Source organism: Brotocaccenecus cirricatena, from assembly GCF_020687045.1.
Classification (GTDB): Bacteria; Bacillota; Clostridia; order Oscillospirales; family Oscillospiraceae; genus Vescimonas; species Vescimonas cirricatena.
The window spans coordinates 20,747-31,377 of sequence record NZ_JAJEPW010000035.1; the positions used below are offsets into that span (position 1 = coordinate 20,747).

9 protein-coding genes and 1 pseudogene are annotated in these 10,631 nt (G+C 55.3%); all 10 read right to left on the minus strand.

The features are described from left to right. Positions 1 to 50: 50 nt before the first annotated feature. Positions 51 to 2,162, minus strand: a complete 2,112-nt coding sequence (locus LKD37_RS11365) for a DNA topoisomerase 3 (protein WP_302929324.1) — start codon at positions 2,160 to 2,162, stop codon at positions 51 to 53. Continuing rightward, on the minus strand, positions 2,159 to 2,857 hold the full coding sequence (locus tag LKD37_RS11370) for a DUF4366 domain-containing protein (protein ID WP_302929325.1): 699 nt from the start codon (positions 2,855 to 2,857) through the stop codon (positions 2,159 to 2,161). The genes LKD37_RS11365 and LKD37_RS11370 overlap by 4 nt, the downstream gene beginning before the upstream one ends. Further along, complete coding sequence (locus tag LKD37_RS11375) at positions 2,847 to 3,104, minus strand: DUF4315 family protein (protein ID WP_302929326.1); 258 nt, start codon at positions 3,102 to 3,104, stop codon at positions 2,847 to 2,849. Before LKD37_RS11375 ends, LKD37_RS11370 begins: the two co-directional genes overlap by 11 nt. 23 nt (positions 3,105 to 3,127) lie before the next feature. Further along, positions 3,128 to 5,203 carry a CHAP domain-containing protein gene (locus LKD37_RS11380; RefSeq protein WP_302929330.1) on the minus strand — a complete coding sequence of 692 codons (2,076 nt, stop codon included), beginning with the start codon at positions 5,201 to 5,203 and terminating at the stop codon, positions 3,128 to 3,130. Positions 5,204 to 5,241: 38 nt separating this feature from the next. Further along, positions 5,242 to 6,192, minus strand: a complete 951-nt coding sequence (locus LKD37_RS11385) for a DNA-methyltransferase (protein ID WP_302929327.1) — start codon at positions 6,190 to 6,192, stop codon at positions 5,242 to 5,244. Then, positions 6,189 to 8,636 carry a VirB4-like conjugal transfer ATPase, CD1110 family gene (locus LKD37_RS11390; RefSeq protein WP_302929328.1) on the minus strand — a complete coding sequence of 816 codons (2,448 nt, stop codon included), beginning with the start codon at positions 8,634 to 8,636 and terminating at the stop codon, positions 6,189 to 6,191. The genes LKD37_RS11385 and LKD37_RS11390 overlap by 4 nt, the downstream gene beginning before the upstream one ends. After that, positions 8,548 to 8,940 carry a PrgI family protein gene (locus LKD37_RS11395; protein WP_302929329.1) on the minus strand — a complete coding sequence of 131 codons (393 nt, stop codon included), beginning with the start codon at positions 8,938 to 8,940 and terminating at the stop codon, positions 8,548 to 8,550. The genes LKD37_RS11390 and LKD37_RS11395 overlap by 89 nt, the downstream gene beginning before the upstream one ends. A gap of 17 nt (positions 8,941 to 8,957) precedes the next feature. Continuing rightward, entirely contained in the window at positions 8,958 to 9,518 is a 561-nt protein-coding gene (locus LKD37_RS11400) for an MT-A70 family methyltransferase (RefSeq protein WP_158405017.1), read from the minus strand. Next, positions 9,508 to 10,377: a VirB6/TrbL-like conjugal transfer protein, CD1112 family gene (locus LKD37_RS11405; RefSeq protein WP_158352435.1), complete on the minus strand. Its 870-nt coding sequence runs from the start codon at positions 10,375 to 10,377 to the stop codon at positions 9,508 to 9,510. The genes LKD37_RS11400 and LKD37_RS11405 overlap by 11 nt, the downstream gene beginning before the upstream one ends. 16 nt (positions 10,378 to 10,393) lie before the next feature. Further along, a pseudogene (locus LKD37_RS17750) lies at positions 10,394 to 10,486 on the minus strand (Maff2 family mobile element protein); the annotation flags it as partial. Between the last annotated feature and the right edge of the window lie 145 nt (positions 10,487 to 10,631).

The window sequence follows — 10,631 nt, forward strand, 5'->3', positions numbered from 1 at the left end:
TTCTGCGCGTAGCGTCAGAACGGGGATTTTACGGAAAGGGTACCCCTTTCCTATGCTTGCTGCGTAAGTTCTTTGTCCCTCGCAAGCTCGATACGGTAGTTGACGTATTTCCCGCCCGTATCGGCTAATACAATGCTTCCGTCATAGGTTTTACCCGTTTTCGGGGAATACAGCTTTTTGACCTTCGCCTTGCCGCCCGCAAGCAGCGCGGCGGCGATTTTCGGGGTAAAGGCGGTTTTGCGTTCCTCGAAAAAGCGGTCGTTTTTCCACATGACAAAGGCGCAGCCCTTCTTTTCGCAGTAGTAGTTTTTCCTGCCCTCGCAGACATTCCCGCCGCAGCGGGGGCATTTGCCGATCACCGTCTTTTCCTCTTTGAACAGGTCTTTCTGATTTTCGGAAAGAAACGGATAGGCTTTCACCAGCTCCCGCGCCATTTCTTCAATGCCCCGCATAAAGTCCCCCGGCTCGGCTGCGCCCCTTGCAATCTGCGTCAGAGCGTTTTCCCATTCGGCGGTAAGCTGCGGAGAGGTCAGCGTATCGGGCAGAACACAAACAAGGTTGTTGCCGTTTTTGGTTGGGATAAGCTGTTTTCCCTTGCGCTGCACAAAGCCGGATTTGACCAGCTTTTCAATCACAGCGGCGCGGGTAGCGGGAGTGCCAAGCCCCTTACGTTCTACGTCCGGGTCGGTGTCCGCGCTTCCGGCGCATTCCATAGCCGAAAGCAGGCTTGCTTCCGTGTGCGGCTTCGGGGGCTGCGTGTCGTGCGCCGTAACTCTTGCGGCTGGACTGTCAAAGCTCTGTCCCTCGGCAAAGGTCGGCGCATCTAAAATAAGCCCGTTTTCCTCGTCGCCCTCGGCGTCGGGCTTTCCTTTCAGCGTCGCCCGGTAGCGTCGTTCAAGCTCTTTCCACCCGTCGCAAAGAACCGTCTTTCCCTTTGCCGTAAACTCGGTATCGGCACAGGAAAACACCGCCGTTACCGCATCAAAAATGTGCGGCTCGGCGGCGGCGAACAGCAGACGCGCCCCAGCAAGGGTGAGGATATTTCTTTCGCTTTCCGGCAGCGCGGCAAGGTCTGCTTTCGCAAGCTCCATTGTCGGAATAATGGCGTGGTGGTCTGACACCTTTTTGCTGTTAAGCGTCCGGGAAACATCGGGTGTGAAGTCTGCACCTTCCATAAAGGGCAGCTTGCCGACAAGCAGCGCGGCGATATGCACCGCCGTATCGCCCATGTCGTCGGTCAGATAATTGCTGTCCGTTCGCGGGTAGGTAAGCAGCCGCTTTTCGTAAAGGGCTTGTGCAAGGTCAAGGGTCTGCTTTGCGGTGTAACCGTAAATGCGGTTAGCTTCCCGCTGCAAGCCCGTAAGGTCAAACAAGCGGGGCGGCTGCTCGGTTTTCCTCTCACGCCTCACCGAAATGCAAACGGCCTGCGACGCTTCGCAAGCCGTTTTTACCTCTTCTGCTTTTGCGGCGTCGGAGATCCTTGCGCTTGCCGCTTCCGCGCCGCCCACATCAAGACGGACGATATGGTAGGTTTCTTTCTTGAAAGAGGTGATCGCCGTGTCCCGGTCTGCAAGCATTTTTAAGGTCGGCGTCTGAACGCGCCCCACGTTTAGGGTTTTGCCGTGAAGGACGGAGAAAAGGCGGGTGGCGTTGATGCCGATGATCCAGTCCGCTTTTGCGCGGCACAGCGCCGACGCATAGAGCGCGTCATACGCTTTGCCGGGTTTCAGTTCCGCAAAGCCCTTTTTGATTGCGCTTTTCTCCATAGAGGAAATCCAAAGGCGGGAAAAGGGCTTATCGCACCCCGCCGCATGGTAGACAAGGCGGAAAATCAGCTCGCCCTCGCGCCCTGCGTCGCAGGCGTTGACAACCTCGGAAACGTCGCTGCGGCGCATGAGGTCTTTTAGGATTTTGAACTGCTTTTGTCTGTCTTTGAATACGGTATATTGCCACGGCTGCGGCAGGATCGGCAGGCTGTCATAGCTCCATTTCCTGTATTGCTCCCCATAGGCGGCAGCTTCCGCAAGCTCCACCAAATGCCCCACGCACCATGAAATGAGGTAGCCGCCGCCCTCCATATATCCGTCCTTTTTGTTCTTTACGCCAAGGGCGGCGGCAAGTGCCGCCGCTACACTCGGCTTCTCTGCAATGACTAACCTCATTCCTCGTCCTCCTGTTCCTCGCTGCCTGCTTCCGGCTCGTCCTCGCCGTAATCGTCAAAGTCGAAATCGTCAAGGTCGGTGTCGCCCTTGATACCCTGCTTCGGCTTCATAATCTTAAAGTAGTAGAACGCGCCGCCACCGGCAAGCAGGGTAACGACAAGGAAGATCACAAGCCCGCCCGCATTGCTTTTTTCTTTCTCCGGCGGCGCATCGTCCGGCTCCGGCACGGCTTCCTTGCCTGCACATTCGGTCATATTGACAGAGCATACCGGGCAGGCGGTATTGACTGCGCCCGCCTTGCATCTGTCCTTACAGGTGCAAACGACGGGAGCCTGCGCCTTGCCGCTGCCGCCCTCCATGAGCGCCATCAGGTCGGCTTCGTCCACCTGATTGAGAAAATGTACGGTGTTTTTGCCCTCGGCGGCGCGGTCAACGATGATGTAAAAGTAGTTGCCGTTTTTGCTCTGCACAATGATAAACTGCTTGTCCTCGGCGGCTTCTCCCTCAATGTCGTCAATCAGCGACAGATTACCATCCGGCGTAAGGGGCTGCGGCTCGGTTTCTACGATCACGCCGCTGTCGTTGGTGGGAATGTCCTCACCGCCGCCCGCATAGGCGGTAACGGAAAAGCCGCCCAAGAGGACAAGGGCGGCAAGCAGGGCGGCGGCTGTTTTGAAAAAGCCGTTATTCTTCATCTTCGATTTCCTCCTGTTCCATGTAGTCTGTCCCTGCGGCGGCAATGCCGGGGATCGGCTCGCCGGAAAGCAGGGCGGTAAGCTCTGCGGGGGTTACGCGCATGGAGCGCACAAGAGCGATGATTTGCAGGTTTTCCGCTTCGGTTTTCTGCATTGCAAGCTCTTTCAGCCTGTTCTGATACTCGGTGATTTTCTCCCGTGTTTTCTGCATTTCCTTTTCAATGCGGTCAATTTTGCTGTTTGTCATACTGTCAAAACTCCTTTCAAATTTTAATTCCAATTCATCAGCCCATAGCCCTTGATACAGGCGTAATCAAGAGGATAGCTTCTGATTTTGCAGGCGTCGCCGGAATTACCCTCCACGGTGTAAACGCGGCTTCCGTCTGTGCCGATTACGATACCTACATGGTCTGCGCTGCCGTCTAAATCCCAATCAAAAAAGATGGCGTCGCCGGGAGCGATATTCTCATAACCCCTCGCGCCCCATTGCCCGTGAGAGGTAAACCACGGAACGCCCTGCGACTGACAGCCCGCAAAGCGCGGCTCGGAAAGACCAGCCTGTCCGTAGCACCAGGACACAAAGCAGGCGCACCAAGCCACGCGGCTGTCAAAGCCGTACCAGCTCCAGTAAGGCGCACCGCCTACATTGCCGACTTGCGACTTCGCTATATCCACAAGGGCGGTGTTGCCAGGGCGCGTACCGTTTACAAACTGTACGCCGCTTAAATCCTCGGACGCGGAAGTGTCCGCAGAGCCGCCGCCAAAAACGAGGGGTTTGTTGCCGCTTGTTTGCAAATAGACATGGTACATTTCAAGCTGCTCCGGCGTTAGAAGCTCCGATACAAAAGAGGATATGGGTCTGTTCGTCAGCGTTACATTGAGAATGTAATAGTTATATGGGACTTCAACGGTGTAGGTATAGGTATGGGTGTTGCCCTCCGCGTCCGTGTAGCTGCCTGTGCGCCGTTCCGTGCGGTAGCGCACCTCGATTTCTTCCGTGACGGTCAGCTTGTATTGCAGATTGAAAATGCGGTCAAGCTCTGCCTGTGCGCTCTGCGGGGTATAGCTCTGCAACAGGGCGGTCAGGTAGGACGCTAATTCATGGGGGTTATGCCCGATGTACGCAAGGTTGTAGCGGTATTCGTCATAGCCCGGATAATCGCGCTCGATATTGTCTATCCTGCTTTGCAGATCGTTTTCCTTTGCCGCATAATTGTTTTCCACCGCTACAAGGTCACTGTCCTCCGATGTGTAAGAGGTTCCGATTACGCCGTTGACAAGCCCCGAAAAGAGAGCAGAGCCGGAGGAAATGGCGGACATCAGCATGATAAGCAGGAGCAGCGCACACCCGGCAATCAGAAAGGCTTTCCAATGCCGCCCTACAAAGGCGGCGGTCTTTTTCGTCGCTTCGGCGGTTTTCTTCGCTGCCTTGCGGGTGTTTTCTGCGGCTTTCCTTGCGGATTTTGCGCCGCCCGTTCGTACCGCCTTTGCATACTGCCGCTTGATCTGCTGCTTCTGCCAAAACCGGGAAACGGGGTTAGACACGGCAAGCTGCGGGTTGTCGTGCAGCGCCTTTTGATACTGAAAATCGGCGTTTGCCTTGAATGCGGCTTTTTCCGCTTTTGCCGCCGCTCGGTAGGGTTTCAGCTTGCGGCTGCGGCGGCTCTTTCGCACCTGCCGCGCCCCAGCCCGGATGCCGCGCTCGGCTAATTCCTCGCTCTTGTGCGCTCCCTCCACGCCGGAGTTGTCCTTTTCAACGGAATGTATCTTGTTGTGGACGAAAACGCCGACCTCCTGCACGGGGCGGGAGAGGGGGTTGTGCTGCTGCCTGCCGCCCGGTATGGGTTTTTCCTTTTCCTCAAAGCGCAGGCGGGTTTTGCCCTTTCCTGCGGCTTCGTCAAAGGTGCGCTCTTTTGTCAAGACTTTCTTTTTCGGAATAGCCGCCCGCGCTTCGTTCAAGCGGTCGGCGGCTCTTTCCGATTTGCGGATCGCCTTTTGAAGCTCCGGCGTCGCCCGTTCTTCCTCGGTGAATTGCAGGCGTGAGGTCTTTGTTTTTGCCGCCGCTTCCCACTGCGCCCGCTTTATCGCCTTTTTGGATGCTGCGCGGGTATGGGCAGCGTCGATATGCTCCAAAACACGCTCGGCTGCGGCATCGTCCCGCTTCGGGGAAAGCTCCGGGGTATGGGGACGAGCTGCCGTGCTGCCGGATGGGTGCGGAAGCTGCTGCGCGGCTTCCTGCGCCGCCTGTTCGGGCTGCTTGGAAAAATCCGCGTCCTGCTCGCGCCCGCTGACCAGCTCGGCGGTGCCTGCGGTTTCGTTGACCTCGATAAGCCCGTCCCGGCTCATTTTCTGCGTAATTTTATCGCGGGGTTTCAGCTTTTTGCTCAATTCGTTTCACCTCCGATCCGCGCCCTTGCAAGGGTGCAATAGTCATAGTTCAGTTCAATGCCGATGTAATGGCGGTCAAGGCTTTTTGCCGCAAGCCCCGTCGTGCCGCTGCCGAAAAACGGGTCAAGCACAATGCCGCCCTTGGGACAGCCCGCCAAAATACAGGTTTCCGCCAGCTTCGGCGGGAACGCGGCGAAATGCCCGCCCTTGTAGGGTACGGTGTTGATATGCCACACGTCCCGCTTATTCCGCGTGGTCGGCATGAGGGCTTCATCGTAGTAGCCGCCCGTCCGCGCCCGGTTGATGCCCTGCACCTTGCCCTGTCCGGGTACCTCGCCATCGTATTTGTGTCCCGCGCTGCGCCCGCCCCGGTATCGCGCCGCTGTGGTGGGGGCTATGGGCTCGGCAATGGCGGCGGCGTCATAGTAATAGCTCTTTGACTTCGTAAGCAAAAAGACGTTCTCATAGCAGCGGCTCGGTCTGTCCCGCACGCTTTCGGGCATGGGGTTGTCCTTCTGCCAAATAATCGCGCTTCGCAAATACCACCCGTCAGATCGCAGGGCAAAGGCTAAAAGCCACGGAATACCGATTAAGTCCTTTTGCTTGCAGCCTGCCGCCCGTCTTGCAAGGGATAGGCTCTGCCCGTTTCTGCCTTTCGGGTTTTTCGGGTCAGTGTAGGCGCCCTTGCTGCCTGTACCGCAGTAGGTATCGGCAATATTCAGCCAAAACGTACCGTCCGGGCGCAGCACCCGTTTCAGCTCACGGAAAACCTCGACAAGCCTTGTGATGTACTGCTCCGGCGTGTCCTCCCGCCCGATCTGCTCGTCCATGCCGTAATCCCGCAGGGCGTAGTAGGGCGGGCTTGTGACGCAGCAATGGACGCTCTCGGCGGGCAGCTCCCGCAGGGCGCACAGCGCGTCGCGGTTGATGATGGTGTCTAATCTCATGTGCCGCCCACTTCCTCCGGGCGGGTCGTCATTACCCGGTATAGCTCGGTATTTTGCGGAAAACGGTCAAGGAAAGGCAGCACCACGTTTCCGTAGAAGATCAGCCCCTCGCCCGCTTCGGTATGGGTAACATATTTCATCTGCTGCGGGGAGATATTGAGCTGCCTTGCAAGGATTTCCCGGTCGCCCTGCGCCTGATTGAGCATGAGGACAAAATCGCTGTTCTCAAAGATATTCTCAACTTCACGGCTGCTCAAAAGGTCTTTGACATTCTGCGTGATGGCGGTTGGGATCCCGCCCCATTTACGAAAACGCTTCCAAATCTCCACGGAATAGGCGGCGGTTTGTTCCTCTTTGAGGAGCAAATGAAACTCGTCCATGTAGTAGCGGGTGGATTTCTTTTCAGCCCGGTTTATGGTTACTCTGTTCCACACCTGATCCTGCACAATGAGCATCCCCAGCTTTTTAAGCTGCTTCCCAAGCTGCTTGATGTCAAAGCAGACAAGGCGGTTTGAAAGCTCCACATTGGTACGGTGGTTAAAGACATTCAGGCTGCCCGAAACGTAAAGCTCCAATGCCGCCGCCACCCGCGCCGCTTCCGGCTCTGGCTGTCTTAAAAGCTCGTCGTAAAGGTCGCCGAGGATCGGCATTTTCGCCGGGTCGGGGGCGGCTAAAAACGGGCGGTACACGTTTCTTACGCTGCGGTCAATGACGGTCTTTTCCACGGGCATCAGCCCCTCCTTGCCGCCGATGACAAGCTCACAGAGGGAAAGGAGAAAATCGCTTTTCAGCGCAAGGGGGTTGTCGTCCTCACTGTAATTGAGGTTAATATCCATAGGGTTGACATACTGTGTGCTTGTGGGGGAAATGCGGATCACCTGTCCGTGCAGGCGGCGCACAAGGGGGTAATACTCCGCTTCCGGGTCGCAGATGATAATGTCGTCGTCGGTAATGAGAAAAGCGTTTGTGATTTCCCGCTTCGCCGCAAAGCTCTTGCCGCTTCCGGGGGTGCCGAGGATCAGCCCGTTGGGATTTTTAAGCCGCTTGCGGTCACAGAGGATCATATTGCTTGACAGGGCGTTCAGCCCGTAATAGAGTGCCGCGCCCTGCTGAAAAAGCTCCTGCGTGATAAAGGGAATAAAAATCGCAGTGCTTGATGTGGTAAGCCCCCGCTGGATGGGGATAAGGTTATCGCCCAGTGGAACAGAGGACATCAGCCCCGCCTCCTGCTGGTAGTCAAGGCGGGTGAGAGCGCAGTTGTATTTCTGCGCGATGCCCGCCGCTGCGAATATGTCATTTTCCAGCTTTCGCTTCGTGTCCGCCATATTTACCACAAGGAAAGTCAGGAGAAACATTCGCTCATTGCGGCTCTGCAAGTCCTGCAAGAGATTTTTCGCTTCGCCGCCGAACATGGCAAGGTCAGAGGGGATGATGTCCATATCGTAGCCGCTGCGTACCGCCTTCTTTTGTTCCTCGATTTTCATTTTGTCAAGGTCGGTTATCTTGCGCTTGATGGTCTTGATAGCTTCGGTCTGGTCGATGCTCTTGATATGGAGATTGACGACGATCCCCGTTTCAAGGTCGAGAATATCCGCAAGCATACGGTCGTTCAGCTCCGGCGCAAGGATTTCAAGGAAGCTGACCGCGCCGATTTTGCGTCCCATGCGGAAATATCTGCCCTCGCCGAAACGGAACGAGGACGGGGCGATAAAGTCCTTTGTGGTAAGCCCCGACGGGGTGAGCCAGTCCCAAGAGAAACGGAATGGTTCTCCCTCCGGGTGGAATACGCTGTGCAGGGCTTCCAGCCGTTCATAGCCCGTCATGGGGCGGGCGGCTGCGCCCAGCACCTTAAAATTATTCAGTATGTCGGTTTCAATACGGGCAAGCCGCGCCTTTGCCGCGTTCAGATTGTCCGCTTCCACGGAAAATGTAATGTACTTTGACTTTACAAAGCCGTTGTTGCCCTTTGCAAGCTGATGTTTCAGCATATCCGCGTATTCGGTGCGGATGGAATTGAAAGCGTCGTTTTGCGCGGGGATCGCAACGACCTCCTTCGCGCCGCCACTGCGCGTTCCCCGGTTGATAAAGGAAAGCTGCACACTAACGGTCGCGTCAAAATAATTGAGAAAGTCGCACCAGTTTTCAAAAATGGCGGTCTTATCGTCTGCCTGCGCAAGCTGATAGTTGATGTCGTCGTAGGCGATGCTCTTGGAGTATTTCTTTTCCGTAACCTTGCAGATACCGTCCGGGTACATGGCAAGATACGGTATGGTCTGCTGCGCGGTGTGCGCCTTTCCGTCGCCCTTTGCCGCTCGGATCAGGGCGGCGATTTCCTTTTTCTCGGCGCGGGTGAGCTTACGCCTGTTTCCTGCGTGTTTTGCGTTTGCCGTTGACAATAGCCGATACCTCCTTTTCAAGTTGTCTTTGCCGTTCGAGGACGGCATAGAAGTTTTCCGTCTGATAGGGTCTTTCTTTCGGACGGATAAATTTTGTCTGTATGATGTTCTTAATCAGCGTTTCAAGGGGCTGCCCGTGCTTTTCGTACATGGCAAGCAGAAAGCAGGGCAGCATAACGAGGATCATCACGAACGCCGCAAGGCTTGTGCCAGTGTTGCCTTTGAGCAAAAAGAAAAGCGGCAATCCCGTAAGGAGTGCCGCCGCAAAGAAGATAAGCTGTCGCTTCGTGAGATTGAAAGCGACCTTTGTTTTGATGCGGGACAGGTCTTTGGGAACGGGTACATACGCCATAGAAAAATCTCCTTTCGTTACATTTCAATACTGTTTGGGAGTTCGTTGCCCCATATATCCCACCCCGGCGTTTTCTGTCGGGCAAACAGCTCAATACGGGGCAAATCCCCCATGAGGGCAACGATTTTTTCCCGCGCTGCATCCGGCTTTTTGCTGTGCTGCTCTATGGGGCTGATAAGAAACTGATGTACGCCCGCCGACTGCCGCTTGGGTTTGCCCTTGGTCGCCAGCAGACAGATTTCCGCGTTGCTGCGCGTCCAATAGCCCATACCGTAAAACCAGGACGGGCTTTTGCGGTTGCGTTTGAGCCAAACGAACGCCACAGTCCGATACCGAAAGCCCCATGCGCGGATCAGCCGCAGGGCTTCGGGAAGCTGCGGAAAGGTCGCCCACAAAAACAGGGCGCAGTCCTTCGCCGCCAGCTCCGGCACGGGCAGGGCGCACAGCTCGTCAATGCCCATGGTGGGATAGTGCTTTTCCGCTGCGCCCTGCACCTTGCTCCGTTCATACCGCCACGGGGGATCTGCGTAAATAACGCTGTATTTCTTGGTGATGGAAAACCTCCTTTTAATGTGCATGGAATAATGATTTTGCCAGTGCGCCGGATTTCAAAAGGTTAAAGCAAAGCAGCACCGTATAGGCTGCGATGGAAAATATCGCGGTGTGCAGATTGTCCGCTATAACCATGTTGTTTACCAAAACCGCGTAAATGCCGACGCATATCATAATGAGGAAGCCTTGAAAGCCGAGGGCAAACAGGCCTTTTAAGTAGTTGTTTCCGATTTGCCCCCATTCCCGGTTTGTCATGGTGGCGAATGGGATAGGCGATACGGAGCAGTACAGGTAAATCTCAATCATACGCCCGTACAAAACAACCGTTATCAGCACCGACATGATTTTCATGCAAAGGCTGACAAGGCTTGTTTCGAGCATAAGCAAGAGCAGTTCGGGGATTTCCATTGCGTCAAGTCCGGCTTGCATGGACGAGAGTGCGGCGGCAACATCAATGCTGGTGCTGCCGCCGATTACGCCCGCCGCGCCGGAAACAATGTGCTGCGCCATGTCGAATACCGCCATAGTGATGTCAAAGGTATGCGTGACGATAAACACCGCAACGAACGCTTTGAAAAACCACTTAAAGAACATGAACGTGTCGATGTCGTGCATATTGTTCTTTTCCGTTACCATGCTGATAAGCTCCACGCATAGAACGTAGGTAATAACAAGCCCCGCAATGGGGACGATCACATTTTCCGATAGCGTCTGTATCATGGAAAATATGCTTGCGTTCCACCCCTGCGGGGTCTTGCCTACCTCGGCGGCAATCGTACCGACCTTCTCGTTTACGTCCCCGAACATAGTTGACAGATTTCCGTTGATCGCTCCGATCAGGATTTCCTTGATCCATTCGTTAATCGCGTCAAGTATGCTCTGCATAGGACATTACCGCCGCTTAACCGAACAGCCCTTTGAGCAGGGGAACGAGAACGCCGCCAATCAAGGCAACGCCGCCGCCCGCCATAAGCTGCTTCATGCCCTGCGATTTTACTGATGTGCGATAAAGAAGTAATAGAAGTGTAAAAAATTTTGCCGTTCCTATCCGGCACTTGCGCATTGTGTCGGATAGGTCGGGCGGTTATTCGGGCAAGTCCACCTTGCCAACAAAAGAATAATAAATCTCAATGTCCTGT